Below are 21,318 nucleotides of genomic sequence, written 5' to 3'. Positions count from 1 at the left end.
CTGCTCTCGCCAATCCAGGCCGAGTGCTCCAGGGGCGCCCCTGGCCGCAGGGCAGCCGGGCAGGCGCCCACGCTCAGTTGGGCAGCTGACTGAGCCGCTTCACCGCGTTGAGCAGCTCGCGCAGGTCCAGCGGCTTGCGCAGCCAGCCGGCGACGCCCAGTCCTTCCGCCGCGCCCTTCACGTCCAGGTCCGCGCTGGCCACCAGCACGGGGATGCGGTTGAAGCTCGTGTCGTGACGCAGCGCCTCACGGAAGGCGAAGCCGTCCATGCGCGGCATCATCAGGTCGAGCAGGATGAGGTCCGGCATGGATTCGACCTGGCGGAGCTGTGTAAGCGCCTCCAGGCCATCCGCCGCGAGCAGGACGGCGTAGCCTTCCAGCTCGAATACATCCTGGAGCGCGTCACGGATGTCGAGGTCGTCATCGACGACCAGCAGTGTCTGAAGCGGTTGCACCAAAGCCTCCGGCGAAGGCGGGGCAGTCTCCCCCGCGACGCCGTCCCCACGATGTGTCCGCCTCCCTGAAGGCGGAAGCGCGTGGCAGGCCTGGGGGCGGGCAAATGCTCAACCCCCGACGCATGCCAGGCCGCTCTCCGATCATCTTCCCGGGGCGGGGCGCGGTGCGCGCTCCTGGGGCCGCGGTGGCCCCGTCACTCAGTTGCAGCCGTCGCAGAGACCGCGAAGCTGCACTTCCACCGAGCGCTGGGACACCGCGCGGGGCACGCCCTTCGAGGACGCGATGCGGACCGACTCCTCCGGGAGGCAGGCCACGGTGCCGCAGTCGGTGCAGGTGAAGTGCGGGTGGCTGCCGCCGTGCTCCTCGCCCGCGCGCTTCAGTTCGAAGCGCCAGACGTGGTCGCCCAGGTCCGCCCGCACCACGAGCCCGGCCTCGGTGAGGTCCGTCAGGTTGCGGTAGATGGTCACCCGGTCGTAGCCCTCGTCACCCAGCGCGTCCACCAGGTCGGCGTGGCTCATCGGGGACGTGGCGTCCTCCAGCTCCCGCAACACCGCCACGCGGGGCGCGGTGCTGCGCAGGCCCGCGGAACGAATCCGGTCCTGGAACTCAGTGAGCTTCGGCTGCACGGCACTTCTCTTTGCTCCCATGATGCCCTTTCGATAACCGATTTGACGGCCACTTTCACCCGGCTGAGACCTGGAGCGTTGAGTCCTCACGCTCCGCGTCATGCATCCCAGCGGGTCTCCCCCGACTCCCGCGCGTGCTCCCGGTGCACGGTTGTATCTGCTTCCAATGCAATCTGGATGCAGAAGAATCGTCGTTGCCGCCGTGATCGGGTGAACCGTGAGTCCAAGGTCCCCCACCGGTGCCTGGTGGCTGGCGTGTCCGGCGTCACCCGACGGCGGGGGTGGTGCGGGACGCTGGATTTCCGGAAGCCGCGCGGCATGTCACTGAGGAAGACCTCGGGGGGGGCGGGCTGGCCACAGGTGGCCCCTGCCTGCCCGGATGCGATTGTTGACGAGATACCGCTGCCGCCGTGGATGCATCCGCCACGCAAGTGCGTTTCCGGAGGGGAGGTCGAGGGCCGGCGACCGACTGGCGGTCATTTGCACCGGAGAACACTTGCCGCCGGACTGCTTGACTCGCTGCGTCCGGTGCCCAGACTGCGACTCTTTCCTTCATCTGGGGTGTCTGAACACCCTGGCCGCCCGCCCGCCTTCGATTCGTCGTGATGACGCCCTCCCTCCTGCTCATCGAAGACCCCGGTGCCTCCAGGGAACTCCAGGTGCTTGCCCTGGAAAGTCAGGGCTGGCGAGTCTGGGTTTCCGCGGACGTTCCGGGCGCGCTGACGCTGCTGCAGACGCAGTCGGTGCAGGTGGTGGTGGCGGCGGCCGGCCTGCTGGTATCGGATGGGACGCACCTGGAGTCACTGCGGCACGCACTGTCGCTGGCGGGCGCCCTGTTGCAAATCAGCGCCTTCCCCGCAGAGCGGGAGGCCCTGCGCCCGCTCGACCTGCCGGTGGAGCGCTACCTGAGCCGGCCCCTGTCGCTGGGGGCGCTGGTGGAAGGGGCGCGGCAGGCCTTCCCGGTGGAGGCGGGCGGAGGGCCGGAGGCACGGCGGCCCCGCGTGCTGGTGGCGGACGACGACCCGGTCTCCCGCAAGCTGGCGCAGCTGCACCTGGCGCCCTTCCGTTTCGACGTGGTGCTGGCGGCGGATGGCGCCACGGCGTTGGACCTGGCGCGGCGCCGCGGTCCGGACGTGGTGCTGGCGGACGCGCTGATGCCGGGCATGGACGGCTTCAAGCTGTGCCTGGGCTTCCGGCAGGACCCGCGGCTGGCCCGGGTGCCCGTCATCCTCACGCACACCATCGCGCCCGACGAGCTGGACTTGCGCATGGCCCACAACGTGGGGGCCAACGGCTTCGTGCGCAGGACGCAGGAGGGCGACGAACTGGTGGGCGCGCTGCTGCGTGAGCTGCGCGCCGGCGGACCTTCCCACACGTCGCCGCCCGCGGACCTGAGCACCGAGGACCACCTGTACCGGATGGTGCGCCAGCTGGAGCGGCGGGTGGGGCTGCTGGAGCAGGCGGAGCGCACCGCCCGGGAGAGCGAGGCGCGCTACCGCCTGGTGGTGAGCGGCTCCTACGACGGCATCTGGGACTGGGATTTGCGCGGCCAGGCCTTCTACTGGAGCCCGCCGCTGCTGGACATGCTGGGCCTGGGGCCGGGGGACTTCGGCGGGACGTTCTCCGCCTTCCTGGAGCTGATTCACCCGGAGGACCGGCCGGACGTCATGGCCGCGCTGTCCGCGCACCTGGAGCGGGGCACGCCCTATGACGTGTCCCTGCGGCTGCGGCACGTCACCGGCACCTGGCGCTCGTGCGTGAGCCGCGGCCGGGCGCTGCGCGACGCGCAGGGCCGCCCGGTGCGGATGGCCGGCATCATTGGCGACGTGACGGAGCAGCTGCGCCTCTACCGCGAGACGCAGGAGGCGGTGCGCGCGCGCGACGACTTCCTCAGCGTGGCGGCCCACGAGCTGCGCACCCCGCTGGCGGCGTTGCGGCTGCGCGTGCAGGGCGCCCAGGGCGTGCTGCGCGCGGGCCTGAGCAGCGGGACGGAGCGGCTGGAGCGCGCGCTGGATTCGGCGGACCGGCAGGTGCAGCGCCTGTCGGACCTGGTGGAGTCGCTGCTGGACGTGTCGCAGCTCCAGGGCGCCGCGCCCCGGCTGCACCTGGAGGACGTGGACCTGGCGCTGGTGGTGCGCGAGGCGGTGTCACGTTCGGAGGATGCGGCGGCGCGCGCGGGCTGTCTGCTGGTGCTCAGCCCGCTGGAGCCCACGCCGGGACGGTGGGACGCGGCGCGCCTGTCCCAGGTGATGACGCACCTGTTGTCCAACGCGATGAAGTTCGGGCCGGGCAAGCCGGTGGAGGTGGCGCTGGAGTCCGGGCGGGACGTGGCGACGCTGATGGTGAAGGACCATGGCATCGGCATCGCGCCCGCGCGGCTGGAGAGTCTCTTCCGCCGCTTCGAGCGCGCCGTGCCGGTGCGTCACTACGGCGGGCTGGGCCTGGGCCTGTACCGGCTGCGCCGCATCGTGGAGGCGCACGGGGGCGGCGTGTCCGTGGACAGCACCCCCGGAGAGGGCGCCACGTTCCGCGTCCGCCTGCCGCGCGAGGGCCCGCCCGCGGTGAGGGGCTGACGGCGTCCCTCGGCTGACTAGAGTGAGTCCAGGAAGGTGATGAGCGCGTCCCGCTCCTCTGGCGACAACCGGCGGAACGCCTCGCGTGAGGAGGCCGCCTCTCCGCCATGCCAGAGGATGGCCTCCGCGGGCGAGCGCGCCCGTCCGTCATGCAGCAGGCGGGTGTGGCCGCTGGCCTCGCGCGTGCGGCCCAGGCCCCACAAGGGCGGCGTCCGCCACTCACGGCCGGTGGCGAGGAAGTCCTCGCGCCCGTCCGACAGCCCCTCCCCCAGGTCGTGCAGGAGCCCGTCCGTATAGGGCCAGATGCGCTGGGCCGACAGCTCCGGGTAGCCCTCCAACGTGCCGGTGGTGACGGACGGCCGGTGGCAGCGCGCGCAGCCCACGCGGTGGAAGAGCGCCTTGCCCTGGAGGACCTCGGGCGCGTCCACGCGCTCGCGCACGGGCACCGCCAGCGTGTGTGAGTAGAAGTCCAAGGCCCGTCGCTGCCGCTCGCTCACCTCGGGCTGTCCGCCGGTGGGCGCCGCCTGGCACTCGAGCTGGGCGGGGCCGCAGTTCTCCACGGGGAAGAGCGACGTCGTCAGGCCCAGGTCCCCCAGGAAGGCCGCCGCGTTCTGGTGCTCCAGGTTCGGTTGATTGGCCTTCCAGCCGAAGCGGCCCAGCACCGCGCGTCCCTCGCGCGGGCTCCACACGCGGTTGGGCCGGCCGGAGATGCCGTCGCCGTCCGCGTCCTCCGGGTCCGCCCACGCCAGCCAGGTGTCTTCAGAGACGGCGGCCAGCAGGCCCAGCCCCATCATGGGCTGCGCCACCCGCGCGGACGTGCGCGTGTCCGGGGCCAGCGGGCCATGGGCCAGGTCCACCAGCAGCAGCTCCGGCGCGAGCAGCGTGTACGGCGTTCCGTCCTCGTAGGCGCCGGGGACTTCCGTCCACCGGATGCGCACCTGTCCTTCCGCGGGCACGCCGGAGATGCCCTTGGGCTGGAGCTGGTCGCCATACGTCGGCTCGGGCAGCGGACCACCGTGGGTATCCACGCCGGGCACGGACAGCCGCACCAGCAACGTGTCCGCCACCTCGCCCTCCGCGGGCGGCCGGCCGCGGCCGTTGCCCAGGTGGCAGGCCAGGCAGGAGACGGAGTGGAAGAGGGGCCCCAGTCCGTCGCGCTCCGCCTGCGCGTGGGGCGCGCGGAACCAGTCGGCCTGGAAGACGGCCTCGCCCACGAAGAACTCCGCGCGCCGCGCCAGGGGCAGGTTGGCCGCGGGCCGCGTGAAGGACAGGGTGCCCGACGTGGCCACGCTGGTGTCTCCCCCGGGCCGGTCCTCGCCGTCCTCCACCGACTCATACGGGGGCGGCGGTGGCGGAGGTGGCGGCTCCTCGGGAGGTGGAGGTGGTGGCGGCGGGAGGGCGTTCCCGGAGCCCCCTCCACACGCGAGCGTGCTCAGCGTGCACAGCACCCACCCCAGGTGTCGGAAAATGAAATTGTTTATCAAAATCAAAACCGGGCGACCTGATACCCCCGGAAGGCACGGTGCGCAAGGGGGCGCTCGCCCGTGTCCCGGGCTCCCAGGCATCCGCATCGCTCGGGTGAGGGCGCCCAGGCCGGCGGCGTCCGCACCGCGGGCGCGTTGGGGCTGACACCAGGGGTCCCAGGCGAGGCCCGTCGCTGGTGTGGACTGTCTGCCAGTGTGCGCTGTAACAGCCCCATGTCCGGCCATGTCTTTCAACTTCGCGGAATCGCTCTAGGTTCGGTGGCCGTTTCCAGGGGACGCCATGGCAGATGTGCTCGTCGTTGATGACAGCAAGGTGATGCGCGACATGGTGGTCGCGTGCCTGCGGCCCTATCCGGGCCTCAGCTTCACGCATGCTTCCAGTGGCTTGGAGGCCATCGAGCGGCTGTCGCTCCAGCCGTATGACTTGCTGGTGCTGGACCTGAACATGCCGGACATCGGCGGCATCGAGGTGGTGGAGTTCGTGCGTGGGCAGGACCGGCTGCGCGAGCTGCCCATCATCATCGTCACCACGCGTGGGGACGAGGCCTCGCGGACGCGGGCGTTGGCGGCGGGGGCCAGCCGCTTCATGACGAAGCCCTTCACGCCGGACGCCATCCTGTCGGAGGTGCGCGGGCTGCTGGAGGGGAGGCGCGCTTGAGCGCGTCCGTGGACCTCGCGGACTTCCTTCCCGCCTATCTGGCGGAGGCGGAGGAGTTGCTGGGGACGGGGCACCGCCAGTTGCTGGCCATGGAGGCCAGCATCCGGCGAGGGCTGCCGCACCCGCGCGCCGTGCGCGAACTCTTCCGCGCCGTGCACACCATCAAGGGCCTGTCGGCGATGGTGGATGTGGAGCCCATCGTCGACATCGCCCATTGGATGGAGACGTGCCTGCGCCACGCCGACCGGGCGGGGGGCCGCCTGCCCGAGGCCAGCGTGGAGCCGTTGATGGAGGGGCTGCGCGAAATCGAGCAGCGCGTCCGCCAGCTCGCCGCGGGCAAGCAGGCCGCGCCGGTGCCACCGGGCCTGCTGTCTCGGCTGGAGGCGCTGGATGCCGAAGACGCTCCGGGTGGGAGCGCCGCGAAGGCCGCGCCCGCCGCGCTGGCGCTGGAGGAGGCCGTGGCCTCCCGGCTCTCCGCGGCGGAGCGGGAGCAGCTCACCACGGGCGCCACCGATGGCCGCCGCGCGGTGCGGCTGGACTTCATCCCCGGCGCGGACCGCGCCGCCAACGGCATCACCATCAACAGCGTGCGCGAGCGCGTGGCCCCGCTGGGCGAGACGGTGAAGGTGCTGCCCCTGTCGGGGCCCGCCGTGGGCGGTGGGGCGCTCACCTTCGTGCTGCTGCTGCTCACCGAGGCCTCCGACGCCGCGCTGCTGGAGGCCGCGGGGGGACCTCCCGCGTCGGTGCGCCCGCTGGCCGCCGTGGCCCCGCGGGCACCCGCCCTGGCGCCCTTGCCCGAGTCGGCGCAGGCGGACGAGGAGCCCGAGGAAGCGCGGCGTGGCGGCGGCTCCCTGCGGGTGGACGTGTCGCGCCTGGACGAGGCGCTGGAGCGGCTGGCGGCGCTCGTGGTCAACCGTTCGCGGCTGACCCGCGCGGTGGCGGCGCTGACGGCGGCCGGCGCGCCCACGCGCGAGCTGCAGGCCATCCTCCAGGAGAACGCACGTCAGCTTCGCGACATGCGCACGGCCATCCTCCGCCTGCGCATGGTGCGGGTGGGGGACGTGCTGGAGCGGCTGCCGCTGCTGGTGCGCGGCCTGCGCCGCAGCACGGGCAAGTCGGTGCGGCTGGAGCTGGACGTGGGGGACGCGGAGCTGGACAAGGCCGTGGCGGACCGGCTGCTGCCCGCGCTGGTGCACCTGGTGCGCAACGCGGTGGACCATGCGCTGGAGTCGCCGGAAGCGCGCCGCGCCGCGGGCAAGCCGGAGGAAGGCGTGGTGCGCGTGGCCAGCCATGGCCGGGCGGGTGGGCTGCTGGACCTCACCGTGGCGGATGACGGGCGCGGCGTGGATGCGCGGGCGGTGGCCGCGCGCGCGGGCGTGCCCGTGCCTCCGACGCCGGAAGCGCTGCTGGAGGTGCTCTGCCGGCCCGGCTTCTCCACCCGGGATGCCGCCAACGCGACCAGCGGGCGGGGCATGGGCATGGACATCGTCCACCGCATCATCGTGGACCAACTGGGCGGCGAGCTGGGGATGGAGACGCGGCCCGGCGCCGGCACCACCTTCCGGCTCCGCGTGCCGCTTACGATTACGCTGCTGGACGCGCTCGTCTTCGAGTGCGCCGGGCTTCGCTACGCCGTGGCGGTGGGCTCCGTGGAGGAGCTCATCGAGGTGGACGCCGCGCGGCTGGTGTGGCCCGCGGGCGCGGGGGGCGTGGCCCTGCTGGAGCGCCGGGGGAATTCGGTGCCGCTGATGGGGCTGGCCCGGCTGCTGGGGCGCGGGGAAGCGGACGGCCGCGGAGGCTCGGTGGCCAAGGCGCTCCTCGTGCGTCAGCGCGGTGAGCTCGTCGCGTTCGGCGTGGACCGGTTGGTGGGGCAGCAGGAAATCGTCCTGCGTCCGCTGGAGGACCCCTTGGTGCGCGTGCCCGGCGTGGCGGGCGCCACGGACCTGGGGGATGGGCGGCCCACGCTGGTGTTGGACCTGGCCGCGCTCGGGCTGGCGCGAGGTGGCGGCGCGCCGCACCGGCGCAGGGCTTCCGTCCGGGAAGAGGGGCGCCTCGTATGAGCGTGCTGCATGTCGTGTTCAAGGTAGACGGAGCCGAGTACGTGCTGCCCGCGGCGGACGTGCTCCAGATGGAGTCCTTCACGGGGGCCACGCCCGTACCGGGCGCCGCGCCGCACGTCGCCGGGTTGGTGCAGGTGCGCGGGCGCGTCATCCCGGTGGTGGACGCCCGCCTGCGCTTCGGCCTGCCGCCCGTGGAGCGCACGCTCGACTCCCGGGTGGTGGTGGCGCAGCTCGGCAGCCGGGTCGTGGGGCTCGTGGTGGACAGCGCCCGCGAGGTGCTGAAGCTGGACCCCCAGCAGCTCAAGCCGCCCCCTCCGCTGGTCGTGGAGGGAGCGCGCGGTTTCGTGAAGGCCGTGGCCCAGGTGGGCCCGCGCCTGGTGATGCTCATCGATTTCCCTCGGGTCATCGGGGAGGAGACGTTGGATGGCGACGGACAGCGGTAACGCAGGGGTGGCGCTGGATGAGGCCCGTGCCCTGGCCGAGGACGCGGTGCGCAGTGTCCAGGAGAGCGCGGGGCTGGTGCAGGCGGTGGAGGGACTGGCGACGCGGCTGGCGGCCGGCGGCAACGAGCAGGCCGCGGCCTCCGAGCAGGTGCGCGCCGCCATCGAATCGGTGGCCGCGCACGTGGAGGAGACGGGGCAGTCCGTTCATGAGCTGGTGCGCTCGCAGCGCACGGTGAGCGAATCCGCGCGGGCCCAGGTGCAGGAGGCCGAGGCCACCGCGGGCACCCTCCAGGAGGTGAACGCCTCCGTGGCGGGCGTGCGCAAGGACGCCGCGCACCTGGCGGCCTCGGCGGACACCACGGCGGGGGCGCTGGAGGAGGTGTCGCGCTCGGTGAAGGGCGTGAGCGCCAACGCGGAGGAGCTGGCCGCCTCCAGCGAGGAGTTGCTGGCCTCCATGACGGAGATGAACGCCACCGTGGCGGACCTGGTGGCGCGCAACCAGTCCAGCGCCGCCGCGACCGAACAGGTGGCCGCCACCGCCGAGGAGATGGCCAAGGGCATTGCCCGGCTGTCCACGGATTCGCAGGGCGTGGGCGAGCGCGTGGCGCAGGTGACGCAGGCGGTGACGGGAATGGTCCGCTCCCTGGGCGAGGCGTCTCGGGACGCCACGTCCATGGCCTCCAGCGTGGAGGATACGGCGGCCACGGTGGAGGAGCTGGCGCGCAGCGTGAAGGGCGTGGCGGAGAACGCCCGGGCGCTGGAGGCCCACTCCGCCACCACCGCGTCCACCGTGGAGGAGGTGGCCGCCAGCGTGGAGGAGGTGGCCGCCACGGCGGAGAAGAACGCGGCGACGGTGGAGGCCAACGCGGCCACCATCGAGCAGCTCGCCCGCTCCGCGCAGACGGTGGCGAGGGCCTCCGAGCAAATCAACACCCTGGCGGCTGGCAGCGCCACCGCCTCCGCGCAGCTGGAGTCGTCCACGCGGCGGGTGGCGCAGATGATGGAGGAGGCGCGCACCACCGCCGAGCGCGTGGGGACCACCGCGCGGGAGGGTGGCGCCACGGTGACGCGCTCCATCGCCGGCTTCGGCCGCATCCGCGACTCCATTGTCGGGTCGGCCGGGGTGATGAAGGAGATGGGGCGGCGCGCCGAGGAGATTGGCGACATCGTGCAGACCATCAACCTCATCGCGGACCGCACGAATCTCTTGTCCCTCAACGCCAGCATCGAGGCGGCGCGCGCCGGTGAGCACGGCCGGGGCTTCGCGGTGGTGGCGGAGGAGATTCGCGCGCTGGCGGACCGCGCGGCGGCGGCCAGCGCGGACGTGGCGAAAATCGTCCGGGGCCTGCAGACGACGGCGCGCGAGGCGGCCACCGCTTCGGGCGAAGGCGTGCGGGCGGCGGACGAGGGCGCGGCGCTGGCTGGGGACGCAGAGCGCGCGCTGTCCACCATCCTCAAGGGGGTGGAGGACCTGGGGAACAACGTGCGCGAGGTGTCGCGCGCCTCCAGCGAGCAGGTGCAGGCCACGCAGGCGCTGGTCCAGGGCACCGCGAAGGTGAGCGAGCAGGGGCGGGCCATCGCCACGTCCGCGGCGGAGCAGGCGCAGGCGTCCCAGTCGCTGGCGCAGGGCGGCGCGGAGATGCGGCGCATGGCGCGGCAGACGATGCAGGCCACCTCCGAGCAGGCGCGCGCGCTGCGCGACGTGGTGCGCTCCAACGGTCAGCTCGCGGAGGCGGCACAGAAGGTGTCGCGCGCCGTGCAGGAGCAGGCGCTGGCGGCGGCCGACCTGGCCAAGGGCACATCCCAGATGCGCCAGCTCGTCCAGGGCGTGAGCGTGGCGGTGACCACCCAGAGCCGGGACGTGGCGGGCGTGGGCACGTTGGCGCAGGAGGCGGCGGCGGCCACCCAGCGCACCCTGGTGGGGCTGGCCGAGCAGGCCACGGCCGCCCAGGAGGTGACGCGGGCCATGGAGGAGACGCGCAAGCAGGTGGCCCAGTCCGCGCGCGGCATGACGGAGCAGGCCCGCGCCCTCAAGCAGAGTGAGACGGCCAGCCGCCAGGTGGCGAAGCTGGCCGCGTCGGTGACGCGGGCCGCCGAGGAGCAGTCGAAGGCGCTCAGCGGGCTGGTGCGGGAGGCGGACGAGGTGCGGCGCGTGGCGCGGCAGACGTCGCGCGCGCTGGACGAGCAGACCGAGGCGCTCGGTGCGCTCACGGCCTCCGCCAGCCGCCAGGCCACGGGCGTGGCCGTGGTGGCACGCGCCAGCGCGGAGGCGACGGCGGTGATGGAGGGCCTGGCCAAGAGCGTGGAGGAGATTCGCCTCCGGGCGCGGGACATCACCACCGCCACCGCGCAGCAGGCGCGCGCGACGGCCACCACCGCCAAGGAGGTGCAGGAGGTGGCGGGCCGGCTGGCCCACCTCACGCGGCTGCAAGGCGCGCAGTCGGAGAGCCTTTCGCGGCTGCGAGGCGCGCTGGGGGGCGTGAAGGACAGCCCGGAGGCCGCGGCGGCCTCGCCGCGGGAGCAGCGGGCATGACGGCCGCATCCTCGACGTCGGTGCACCCGCTGACGCTGTCGGCGGAGGACCGCTCCCAGGTGGACGAGGTGGAGCAGCTCGCCCGGCGCGGCACCGCCAGCCTGGCGCTGCTGGTGGGCGGGCTGGATGCCCAGAGCTGGGCGGTGCGGCGCGCCGTGGTGGGCGCGCTGGCGAAGCTGGGGACGCCCGCGGTGGCGCCGCTGCGCGACGTGCTGGTCCACCGCCGCGACAGTGAGGCGCGACTGGCGGCCGCCGTGGAGGCGTTGGTGGCCTCCACCGGTGATGTCGAGGGCGCGCTGGAGGCGCTGGGGGAAGACGCCAACCCCGCCATCGTCTGTGACATCGCCCAGGTGCTGGGCCGGCGCCGCAGCCGGCGCTCGGTGCCGCTCTTGTCCCGGCTCACCGTTCACCCGGACGACAACGTGGCGGTGGCGGCCATCGAGGCGCTGGGCCGCGTGGGCGGCGGCGCGGCGGTGGACGCGCTGCTGGCGGCGCTGGGCAGCGGGAACTTCTTTCGCATCTTCCCCGCCATCGACGTGCTGGGCCGGTGTGGAGACCCCGTCGTGGTGCCCGCGCTGCTGGGCCTGCTGCCCGACCCCTTCTACACCCTGGAGGCGGCGCGCGCGCTGGGGCGCACCGGTCAGGAGGCCGCGGTGCCCTCACTGGTGGGGCTGCTGCGCAAGGGCAATGACGCGTCGGTGCGCGCGGCGGCGGTGGCGCTGGTGGACATCCACGAGGCCCAGGTGCAGCGCTTCGGCGGCTCGCGCACCGTGTACACCGCGATGCGCGGGCCGGAGTCGGCGGTGCTGGGACGGCGGCTGTCGCAGTGTGTCTCGGGCGCGGACACGACGGAGAAGACGGCCCTCTCACGCCTGCTGGGCTGGGTGGGGGGGCAGGACGCCGCATTCGGGCTGCTGAAGCTCCTGGACGGGCCGGACCCGTCGGTGGCGCGCGCGGCGGCCGGCGCGCTGTCGGAGCTGGGCGCGGACGCGGACACCCAGATTCTCCAGGCGCTGCGCGAGGGCGACAGCGCCCGGCGCCGCGTGCTGTTACCGCTGGTGGGCCGCAGGGCCGCGGCGGTGCCGGACGTCATGTCGTGCCTGGAGGACCGGGACGCGTCGGTGCGCGCCCTGGCGGCGGACACGTTGTCTCGCATTGGCAGCCCGGCCGCGGTGCCGGCCCTGTTCGAGCGGTTGGTGGACGAGGACCTGCGCGTGGTGCAGGCCGCGGTGGGGGCCATCCAGTCCCTGGGCAGCGACACCACGGAGAAGCTGGCGTTGCATGCGGCCCGCTCCTCCGACGTGCGCCTGCGCCGCGCGGCGCTGCGCATCATCTCCTACTTCGGCTATTCCAAGGGACTGGAAGTGCTGCTCCAGGCCATGCGGGACCCGGATGAGCGCCTGCGCGACGCGGCCATCTACGGCCTGCCCTTCATCGAGGACCCGCGCGCGGTGGACGCGCTGCTGACGGCCGCCAATCACGAGTCGGAGCGCACGCGCGCGGCGGCCATGCGCGCGCTGGGGCAGACGGAGAAGGAGGCGCGCATCACCTCCACGCTGCTGCGGGGCCTCAACGACCGCGACCCCTGGGTGCGCTACTACGCGTGCCAGGCGCTGGGGAAGCTGAACGAGGAGGCCGCCGCGGACGCCATCGTCGCGCTGGCGGACGACGCCGCGGGCCAGGTGCGCGTGGCGGTGGTGGACGCGCTGGCGCACATGCACACGGAGAGCGCGATGTCGGCGCTCCAGCGCGCGGCGGCCAGCGCGGACGCGGATGTGCGGCGCGCCGCCCTGTTGGGGCTGGGCGTGGGCCGGCGGCCGGACGCGCTGCCCGTGCTGCTGGAGGCGGCGAAGTCGGAGGACGCGGCCACGCGGCTCGTCGCGCTGTCCGCGGTGGCCGAATACGAGGCGCCGGAGACGCTGCCCGCGCTGCTGCATGCCGCGGGTGACGGCGACGACAGCGTGCGCAGCGCCGCGGTGGGCTTCATCGCCACGCGCCCCGGTGTCCCGGCCACGCAGGCCCTGGTGTCCCTGCTGGGGGACATGACGCTGCGTGAACGGGTGGTGAGCGCCTTGGCGCTGCCCCTGGAGGGACGGCTGCCGGGACTGCTGGCCGCGCTGGAGGCGGCGGACGAAGTCACCGCGCCGCTGCTGGTGGCGGCATTGGCCCGGATGCGGCGGGCGGACGCGCGCGCCGCGCTGATGCAGCTCCTGGTGTCCGCCAGTCCGGCGGGCCGCCGCGCCGCGGTGCCCGCGGTGGCGGCATTGGGGACGTTGGAGGCACGCGAGGCGCTGGAGCGCGCCTCCAATCAGGACGAGGACCCCGAGGTCCGGCGGGCCTGCCGGCTGGTGCTGAGCCGCTGACGCCCCGCCATGTTCTCACTGCCCATGTCTCCCCAGGTGTTCGCCATCCTGGCCGCGCTCATCGAGCAGCGCTCCGGGGTGCACTACGCCCCCGAGGACCGGGAGTTGCTCGCCGACAAGGTGGCGCCCCGCGCGCTGGACGCGGGCTTCGACTCGCTGCTCGACTACTACTACTTCCTCCGCTACGACCCGGTGGGCTCCGAGGCACTGGACGCGCTGGTGGACTCGCTGCTGGTCCACGAGACGTACTTCTTCCGGGAGGCCCTGCCGCTGCGGGTGCTGGCAGAAGACCTGCTGGTGCCCGCCGTGCGCGCCGGACGGCGGCCCCGGGTGTGGAGCGCGGCCTGCTCCACCGGAGAGGAGCCCCTCACGCTGGCGATGATTCTCGCGGAGCTGGGCGTGCTCGACGAGGTGGAGCTGCTGGCCAGCGACCTGAGCGCCCGCGCGCTGGAGCGGGCCCGCGCCGGGGAGCACAACCTGCGCTCCCTGCGCGCGCTGCCTCCGGGCGTGGAGGGCCGGTGGCTGGAGACGCGCGAGGGGCGCCCACGCGTCCGGCCGGAATTGGTGGACGCGGTGGACTGGCGGCGCGTCAACCTGGTGGATGCCAGCGCGGTGGCGCAGCTGGGCACCTTCGACGCCATCCTCTGCCGCAACGTCCTCATCTACTTCCAGGACGACACCGCGCGCAGCGTGGTGTCGTCCCTGACGCGCGCGCTCGCTCCGGAGGGACACCTGCTAGTGGGGACCTCTGAGTCCCTGATGCGCTTCGGCACCGCGCTCGCCTGCGAGGAGCGGCGCGGCGCCTTCTTCTATACCAAGGCGAGGCCATGACGGCGGTGTCTCCCATTCGCGTGCTGGTGGTGGATGACTCCGCCTTCGCCCGCAAGGTGCTGCGGCAGGTGCTCTCCAGCGCGGAGGGTTTGGAAGTGGTGGGCGTCGCGCGCGACGGCCTGGACGCGCTGGAGAAGGTGGCCGAGCTGTCTCCGGACGTGCTCACGCTGGACCTGGTGATGCCGGGCCTGGACGGGCTGGGCGTGCTGCGCGCGCTCGCCCCCAGCGCCGCCGCGCCCCGCGTGGTGGTGGTGAGCAGCGCGGGCGAGGAGAGCGAGCTGGCGGTGGCCGCGCTCCAGGCCGGCGCGGTGGAGCTGGTGAACAAGCCCACCGCGCTCGCCACCGAGCGGCTGTATGAGCTGGGCGGCGAACTGGTGGCGAAGGTCCGCACGGCCGCGGGCGCGGTGGCTCGCGCGCCGCCGGAGCCGGCACCATCGCCGAAGGACGCCTCCGCGCCGGTGGCGCGCGCGGCCGCGAAGAGCCTGGTGGTGGTGGGCACCTCCACCGGCGGGCCGCAGGCGCTCACCCGGCTGCTGTCCGAGCTGCCCGTGGACTTCCCCGCGCCGCTGGCGCTCGCGCTCCACATCCCCACGGGCTACACGGAGGCGGTGGCCCGGCGCCTGAACGCGCACTGCGCGCTGGAGGTGCTCGAAGCGGTGGACGGGCTGGAGCTGCGGCCTGGCCGCGTGGTGTTGGCGCGCTCCGGGCAGCACCTCAAGCTGGAGCGCCACGGGCCGGTGACGCTCGCGCGGCTGGACCGGCAGCCGCTGCACACGGCGCACCACCCCAGCGTGGACGTCCTCTTCGAAAGCGCCGCGCGAAGCTGGGGCTCGGACGTGGTGGGCCTGGTGCTCACGGGCATGGGTGACGACGGCGTCGAGGGCGCCCGGGCCATCCGCGAGGCCGGAGGCACCGTCCTCACGGAGAGCGAGTCCTCCTGCGTGGTGTACGGCATGCCGCGCGCCGTGAAGGAAGCCGGGCTGGCCACCGCCAGCGCTCCGCTGGAGGGCATGCTGGCGCTGCTGCGGCGTCATGTACGCTGAAGGCCGACCTTTCCTAAAGACGGCTGGGTGATGGTCCCGGAGCGCCGGCTGGGTCAGGATGGCCGGCATGCTCCGATACACCGCTGACCGCCGGACGATGCTGTGGTGTCTGGCCATGCCCGTGGTGGCCCTGTCGATGTACGTGGCCCCCGGGTGGATTCCCTATCTCTGCCCCCTGGCGTGCTACCTGGCGCTGTCGGCAGGCGTCATCGCGCACAACCACAACCACTGCCCCACCTTCCGCAACCGGAAGCTGAACGAGGCCATGGGCATGTGGCTGTCGCTCTTCTACGGGTACCCCACTTTCGTCTGGATTCCGACGCACAACCTCAACCACCACAAGTTCGTGAACAAAGCGGGCGACGCCACCATCACCTGGCGCTACTCGAAGAAGCACAACTTCCTGGTGGCCTTCCTCTTCCCCTTCGTCTCCACGTACTGGCAGCAGGAGCCGACGAAGGCGTTCATCGACAAGGCGCGCGAGCGCAACCGCCCGCTGTACCGCCAGATTCTCACCCAGTACGCCGTCTGGGGCGGCACGCACGCGGCGCTGCTGGGGCTGGCCATGGCGATGCACGGCGTGGCCGGCGGCGCGCGCATCTGGGCGTTCGCCTTCCTGGTGCCCGCGCTCTTCTCGCTGTGGACCATCATGTTCTTCAACTACATCCAGCACGTCCACACGGACCCCTGGAGCGAGCACGACCACAGCCGCAGCTTCACCGGCCGCCTCATCAACTTCTTCCTCTTCAACAACGGCCTCCACGCCGTGCACCATGAGACGCCGGGCCTGCACTGGAGTCTGCTGCCCCAGGAGCACGCGAAAATCGAGGCCGCCATGGACCCGGCCCTCAAGCCGGTGAGCTTCTTCGCCTGGTGCTTCCGCTCGTACGTGGTGGCACCCTTCCTGCCCCGCTTCGGCACCGCGCAGGTGGGACGCGCGCCCTATGAGCCGCCCGCGGGTGTCGCGCTGGACGTGCGCTTCGGGGACGACCTGCAGGCCGTCGACTCGGGCGTCAACGTCGCCCGCGTCTGACGCTCCTTCGTGGCGCCGTGGACACCGGCTGCGGCCCCGGTCGGAGGCTGGTGTCCTTTATTTCCCATCTGTCATTGGAATCTGACCCAGGGGGATTTTCTCTGAGTGGCCGTTTCTCATACTTCGAAGTCGCAGGATGAGCGCGGTGGGCGGGCCGGGGGGGACGAAGACAAGGGAGGCTCCGCATGATGACGGCTCCAGGACGCGTGCGTCCTTCACCAGGGCCGGTGGAAGCAGCGCCGCGGGTGCTGTGTGTGGGGGCCACGAGCGAATCCTGGTTGGCGCTGTCACGAGCCCTGCGCCCATTGCGCTGCGTGGCCTTGCAGGTGCCTTCCCTGGAGTCCGCCTTCCTGGAGGTGCAGCACACGCGGCCTTCCCTGGTGCTGGTGCACTGGCGGCAGTTGGTGGCCGGCGCGGGCATGGGCCTGCGCGCGCTGAGGCTGCGCCTGGGGGGGGATGGTCCGCCGGTGGTGCTGGTGGCGGAGCCGGAGACGCCCGCCGAGGTGCTCGAGGTGGGCGACGCGGAGGGTGTCGAGGACTGCCTGCTGTCGCCCCTGCGCACGCACGAGCTGCGCGCGCGGTTGGCGATGCTGGCGGGTGACGGCGTCCCGGCCGCGCCGGGGCGTGCCTCCCGTGTGCGTTCGCGCCTGCTGCTGCTGGCCGGCGCCAGTGGCCCCCTGGCGTGGAGCGGGCTGGGCGCCCTGCTGGAGGCGTGTGGTCATCGCATCCTCTACAGCGCCACCGTGGGCGGTGGCGCCGCGCGCGTGGCCGAACATGGTGAGCGGCCCGACCTGGTGTTGTCGCGGGAAGGCGCGCCAGGTGTGCCCAGGGGCCTGCCCTCTCCACGGTTGCAGCCGCTGCTGGCGGGGGTGCCGTCGCTCACGCTGGACGCGGACGCGCCGGTGCGTCCGGCCTCGTTGCTGCCCCGCATCCACGCGCTGCTGGGACGGGAGGACGGCTCGCTGCGTGTCGAGGCGCGGGTGCGTTTCTGCTGTCCGGTGTCCTTCGGCGAGGCGGGGCCGCGCGGCGCGGAGTGGCGCTCCGGCGTGTCCAGCGCGCTGAGCCCTGGCGGCCTCCTGGTGCGCACGCTGGTGCCGGCGAAGGCGGGGACGGCGGTGGAGCTGCACATCCTGCTGCCCACCCTGGGCGAGCGCCTGGAGACACACGGCGTGGTGGCCTGGGCCCACGCCTACGCGCCTCGCAACGGCGTGTCCCACCCCTACGGCATGGGCGTGCGCTTCCTGGGCATGGGCCCACCGCGCCTCATGCAACTGCGCCAGCTGTGCCAGGCGGAGGTGCGCCCGTGACAGCGCAAGGCGCACCGAGGCGCAAGAAGGTCCTGCTGGTGGATGACTCGGACACCGTCCTGCTGCTCCAGCGGATGCTGCTGGCGGAACTGGGCCACGACGCCATCGTCGCGCGGGACGGGCTGGAGGCGCTGGCGCGCGCGGAGCAGGAGCGGCCGGACCTCGTCTTCCTCGACGTGCTGATGCCGCACCTGGACGGACTGGAGACGTGCCGGATGCTGCGCGGCCGGGAGCCGACGCGGCGCACGCCCATCATCCTCTGCAGTGCCCGCGCCGAGGCGCGCAGCGTGCGCGCGTGCTTCAACAGCGGCTGCAACGACTTCGTGGCCAAGCCCTTCGACGGCGCCGCGCTGGTGGCCCTGCTGCGGCGCTACCTGGATTAGTCGCGCGGGCTTCCGGTGGGAGGCAGGGGCGGCCGGGCCGGCATGGAGCGGCGCGGCAGCGTCACGGTGAAGGTGGTGCCTTCCGCCTCATCGGAGCGGACCTCGATGGTGCCGCCGTGCGCCTGGACGATTTCCCGGACGATGAAGAGCCCCAGCCCGTAGCTCATCTTCAGCGTGCGCGAGCTCTGGGGCCCGCCGCGGAAGGGCTCGAAGAGGTGGGGCAGCAGGTTGTCCGGAATGGGGCGGCCGGCGTTGTGGACCTCCAGCACCACCCGGGTGCGCAGCCCGCGCGCCGTCAGCCGCACCGGCGTCTCCGGCGGGCTGTACTTGAGCGCGTTCTCCACCAGGTTGGACGTCACCTGCGCCAGCCGGTCCGGGTCCCACACGCCCTGGGTGTTGCCCTTGGGGTCCACCTCGACGGTGCGCTGGGGGAAGGCCACGCCGAACTCGTGGGCCACCTTGGCCACCAAATCCTTCAGGTCCACCGGCCGGGGCTCAATGGCCACGCCGCCCATCAGCCGCGTGCGCGTGAAGTCCAGCAGCAGCCGGGTGAGCCGTTCGATGCGGACCGCCGCGGTGGCGATGCGCTGGCTGGTGCGCTGCGCATCCTCATCGGTGCCGCCCGCGGCGAGCACGCGCGACCAGTTCATGATGGCGCCCAGCGGGCTGCGGATGTCATGGGTGACGATGCCCATGAGCTGCTCCTGGAACTCGGAGTGCCGCCGGGCCTCCTCTTCCGCCCACTTGCGCTGGGTGATGTCGCGGCTGATGCCGAACAGGCCGAACACCTTGCCCTCGGCGTCACGCAGCACGCCCTTGGTGGACAGCCACACGCGCGGCCCGTCCACGCCCGGCTGCGCGTCTTCGTAGGTGACAGTGCGGCCGAAGGCGAACACCTCGCGGTCGTTCGCGGCGTTGGTGCGCGCCACCGCCGGGTCGAACAGCTCGTGGTCCGTGCGCCCCACCACGTCCTCGGAGCGGTAGCCCACGGCCTTCGCGCCCGCCGCGTTCATCATCGTGAAGCGGCCGTCCACGTCCTTTGTGTAGACGGCGTCCGTGGTGCCCTCGAGGATGGCGCGGAACACCTCGCCGTTGCGGCGCAGCGCCTCGCGCGCCTTGCGCTCCTCGGTGATGTCACGGCAGTGCACCAGCAGGCCGCCCTCCACCGGGCGCACGCGCACGTCGAGGCAGGTCTCCGCTTCCGGCCAGGCGTGCTCGTAGCGGACGGAGGGCTGCTCGGAGACGGGCTGTTCGAAGTGCAGGTGACGGCTCAGCTCCAGCAGCTCCGGGCACACCCGGCGCACGTCGTCCTGCAACCGCGCCGCGCCGCCAAGCAGCCGGGCCATGTCTGGATTCACGTACGCCAGACACCACCGCGCATCGAGCAGGAAGAAGGCGTCCGGGAGCGCCTCCAGGAGCGTTTGCAGCAGCTCGGGGGAGGGGGCCTCGGCGGAAGGCTCGGCCAGGGGACGCTGGCGCTTCTTGGCGGGGGTGGGGGGCATGCCTCTTCGGTTTCGGCGGTGGGGATGGAACCATACCCCGCTCTCCGCCCCGCGCGATGCCAGGCAGGCATCAGCGCACGGTGTGTCGCGCCTGTTGCCTGGAAGGGAGGCGACCACCGCCTCCAGGGTGCATCCGTGACAGAGGAATGCGACCCGGGTGGATGCAGCCTGGGTGAAACAAGAATTTCAGGAAGTCACTTTCGAGGGAGGGTGGAGAAAGTCAGGCGCGTGGTGGCTCACGCGGTCCTGTCGGGGTGTTCCGCTTCGTCCTTCTCGAAGAGGCTCTCCAGCTCCTTGCGGGCTTTGTCGGCCAACTCCACGAGCTTTTGCTCGTCGCGGTGGAACCGGGCCGTTTCGCGCAGGAGGCGCTCGTCGTGTTCCATCATCCGTTCCTGGGCGCGCCGGCTCTCCGAATACGTGAGGCCCAGCTCCTGGAGCACCTCGGTGCCCATCTCCAGGCTGTCGAGGAACGTCTCACGCATCACCCGTTCGATTCCCATGTCCAGCAGTTCGTAGGCATGCACGCGGTTGCGCGCGCGGGCGAACAGCGTGAGGTGGGGGAAGTGTTGCTGCACGGCCCGCGCGGTGCGCAGCGACGCCTGGATGTCGTCGATGGCGAGCACGAACACCTTCGCCTTGTCCGCGCGGGCCGCGCGCAGCAGGTCCAGGCGTGAGGCGTCTCCGTAGAAGACCTGGCTGCCAAAGCGCTTCATGAAGTCAATCTGCTCCGGGCTGGCGTCAATCGCGGTGAAGCCGATGCGCTTGGCGCGCAGCAGGCGGCCCACCACCTGCCCCACGCGGCCGAAGCCGGCGATGATGACGGGGTTGTCCTCCGTGGGCGCCACGTCAAACTCGCGCCCCGAGGCCTTCGGCTTGAGGCGCGGGCGCACCCAGCGCTCGTGCGCGGCATACAGCACCGGCGTGGTGGCCATGGAGAGGCCCACCACCACCACGAGCAGCTCCGACAGCGAGCGCTCCATGACGTGCTGGGCGGTGGCGAGCGAGAAGAGCACGAAGGCGAACTCACCGCCCTGGGAGATGACGACGGCCAGGTCGAGCGCCGGCTCCCGCTGCTTCAGGGCCATCCGCCCCAGCCCGTAGAGCACCGCGCCCTTGAGGGTCACCAGCCCCAGCACCAGTCCGAAGACGAGCAGCGGCTTCTGGAGGATGAGGCTCAGGTTCACGGACATGCCCACGCTGATGAAGAACAGGCCCATCAGCAGGCCCTTGAAGGGCGCCAGGTCCGCTTCCAGCTCGTGGCGGTACTCGGAGTCCGCCAGCAGCACGCCCGCGAGGAAGGCCCCCAGCGCCATGGACAGGCCCACCGCGTTGACCAGCGACGCGGTGCCCACCACCAGCAGCAGCGCGGTGGCGGTGAACAGCTCCTGGCTGTGGGTGGCGGCCACGGCGCGGAACACCGGCCGCACCAGGTGGCGGCCGCCCAGCACCACCGCCAGCAGCACGCCCACGTCTTTCAAGAGCAGGAGCCACACCGGCCCCGGGGAGGGAGCGCCGCCGTCACCCAGCAGCGGCAGCAGGGCCAGCAGCGGCACCACGGCCAGGTCCTGGAAGAGGAGGATGCCGAAGGCCAGCTGGCCATACGGCGTGGTGAGCCGGTTGCGCTCGGCCAGCAGTTGCAGCGCGAAGGCGGTGGAGGACAGCGACAGGCCGAAGCCCGTGACGATGGCCGCGCCCCGCGTCAGGCCACACAGCAGGCCCACGCCGGCCAGCAGCGCGCCGGTGAGCAGCACCTGCGCGCCGCCCAGGCCGAAGACGGAGCGGCGCAGCGCCCACAGCCGGCTGGGCTGCAGCTCCAGGCCGATGACGAACAGCAGCAGCACCACGCCCAGCTCCGCCACGTGGAAGATGTGCTCCACGTCGCTGATGAGCTTCAGTCCCCAGGGGCCAATGACCGCGCCCGCCGCCAGGTAGCCCAGCACGGAGCCCAGTCCGAGCCGCCGCGAGAGAGGAACCGCCAGCACCGCCGCCGCGAGGAACACGAGCGCCTGCTGCAGGAAGGACAT

Annotated in this window: 16 protein-coding genes; 11 read left to right on the top strand and 5 right to left on the bottom strand. The window is 72.7% G+C overall.

Translation table 11 applies throughout. The features are described 5' to 3' along the window. Window positions 1–73: 73 nt before the first annotated feature. On the bottom strand, window positions 74–454 hold the full coding sequence (locus OZ403_RS36755; RefSeq protein WP_174258992.1) for a response regulator: 381 nt from the start codon (window positions 452–454) through the stop codon (window positions 74–76). A gap of 198 nt (window positions 455–652) precedes the next feature. After that, the gene (locus OZ403_RS36750; protein ID WP_140795846.1) at window positions 653–1,102 is read right to left on the bottom strand and encodes a Fur family transcriptional regulator; all 450 of its coding nucleotides are present in this window, start codon (window positions 1,100–1,102) and stop codon (window positions 653–655) included. A 584-nt stretch (window positions 1,103–1,686) separates the two neighbouring features. On the opposite strand from OZ403_RS36750, the gene OZ403_RS36745 reads away from it, so the two are divergent. Continuing rightward, entirely contained in the window at window positions 1,687–3,654 is a 1,968-nt protein-coding gene (locus OZ403_RS36745; RefSeq protein ID WP_237080037.1) for an ATP-binding protein, read from the top strand. Between the two features lie 17 nt (window positions 3,655–3,671). Here OZ403_RS36745 and OZ403_RS36740 read toward each other — a convergent pair whose 3' ends face one another. Continuing rightward, window positions 3,672–5,102 carry a di-heme oxidoreductase family protein gene (locus tag OZ403_RS36740; RefSeq protein WP_268782944.1) on the bottom strand — a complete coding sequence of 477 codons (1,431 nt, stop codon included), beginning with the start codon at window positions 5,100–5,102 and terminating at the stop codon, window positions 3,672–3,674. A gap of 316 nt (window positions 5,103–5,418) precedes the next feature. Here OZ403_RS36740 and OZ403_RS36735 point away from each other — a divergent pair, with 316 nt between their 5' ends. From OZ403_RS36735 to OZ403_RS36690, 10 genes are all read left to right on the top strand, one after another. After that, on the top strand, window positions 5,419–5,796 hold the full coding sequence (locus OZ403_RS36735; RefSeq protein ID WP_140795843.1) for a response regulator: 378 nt from the start codon (window positions 5,419–5,421) through the stop codon (window positions 5,794–5,796). After that, a complete protein-coding gene (locus OZ403_RS36730; protein WP_268782943.1) occupies window positions 5,793–7,856 on the top strand; it encodes a chemotaxis protein CheA in 2,064 nt (687 codons plus the stop codon). Before OZ403_RS36735 ends, OZ403_RS36730 begins: the two co-directional genes overlap by 4 nt. After that, the gene (locus OZ403_RS36725) at window positions 7,853–8,299 is read left to right on the top strand and encodes a chemotaxis protein CheW (protein WP_011556884.1); all 447 of its coding nucleotides are present in this window, start codon (window positions 7,853–7,855) and stop codon (window positions 8,297–8,299) included. Before OZ403_RS36730 ends, OZ403_RS36725 begins: the two co-directional genes overlap by 4 nt. Next, on the top strand, window positions 8,280–10,832 hold the full coding sequence (locus OZ403_RS36720) for a methyl-accepting chemotaxis protein (RefSeq protein ID WP_140857692.1): 2,553 nt from the start codon (window positions 8,280–8,282) through the stop codon (window positions 10,830–10,832). The genes OZ403_RS36725 and OZ403_RS36720 overlap by 20 nt, the downstream gene beginning before the upstream one ends. Beyond that, entirely contained in the window at window positions 10,829–13,195 is a 2,367-nt protein-coding gene (locus tag OZ403_RS36715; protein ID WP_268782942.1) for a HEAT repeat domain-containing protein, read from the top strand. Before OZ403_RS36720 ends, OZ403_RS36715 begins: the two co-directional genes overlap by 4 nt. Window positions 13,196–13,204: 9 nt before the next feature. Further along, window positions 13,205–14,026 carry a CheR family methyltransferase gene (locus OZ403_RS36710; protein WP_268782941.1) on the top strand — a complete coding sequence of 274 codons (822 nt, stop codon included), beginning with the start codon at window positions 13,205–13,207 and terminating at the stop codon, window positions 14,024–14,026. After that, window positions 14,023–15,069: a chemotaxis-specific protein-glutamate methyltransferase CheB gene (gene cheB / locus OZ403_RS36705; protein WP_268782940.1), complete on the top strand. Its 1,047-nt coding sequence runs from the start codon at window positions 14,023–14,025 to the stop codon at window positions 15,067–15,069. The genes OZ403_RS36710 and cheB overlap by 4 nt, the downstream gene beginning before the upstream one ends. Window positions 15,070–15,127: 58 nt before the next feature. Next, window positions 15,128–16,102 carry a fatty acid desaturase family protein gene (locus OZ403_RS36700; RefSeq protein WP_268782939.1) on the top strand — a complete coding sequence of 325 codons (975 nt, stop codon included), beginning with the start codon at window positions 15,128–15,130 and terminating at the stop codon, window positions 16,100–16,102. Between the two features lie 185 nt (window positions 16,103–16,287). After that, a complete protein-coding gene (locus OZ403_RS36695) occupies window positions 16,288–17,409 on the top strand; it encodes a PilZ domain-containing protein (protein ID WP_140857686.1) in 1,122 nt (373 codons plus the stop codon). Further along, on the top strand, window positions 17,406–17,792 hold the full coding sequence (locus tag OZ403_RS36690; protein WP_140800298.1) for a response regulator: 387 nt from the start codon (window positions 17,406–17,408) through the stop codon (window positions 17,790–17,792). The genes OZ403_RS36695 and OZ403_RS36690 overlap by 4 nt, the downstream gene beginning before the upstream one ends. Here OZ403_RS36690 and OZ403_RS36685 read toward each other — a convergent pair. Next, window positions 17,789–19,294 carry a PAS domain-containing sensor histidine kinase gene (locus tag OZ403_RS36685; protein WP_140795834.1) on the bottom strand — a complete coding sequence of 502 codons (1,506 nt, stop codon included), beginning with the start codon at window positions 19,292–19,294 and terminating at the stop codon, window positions 17,789–17,791. The genes OZ403_RS36690 and OZ403_RS36685 overlap by 4 nt on opposite strands. Before the next feature lie 236 nt (window positions 19,295–19,530). Beyond that, window positions 19,531–21,318, bottom strand: coding sequence for a monovalent cation:proton antiporter-2 (CPA2) family protein (locus OZ403_RS36680; RefSeq protein ID WP_268782938.1), 1,788 nt, complete (start codon window positions 21,316–21,318; stop codon window positions 19,531–19,533).

It is taken from the genome of Myxococcus sp. NMCA1, from assembly GCF_026810205.1.
Lineage (GTDB): Bacteria > Myxococcota > Myxococcia > Myxococcales > Myxococcaceae > Myxococcus > Myxococcus xanthus_A.
Note: the sequence above shows the minus strand (reverse complement) of the source record. Positions and strands in the feature narration are given on the sequence as shown.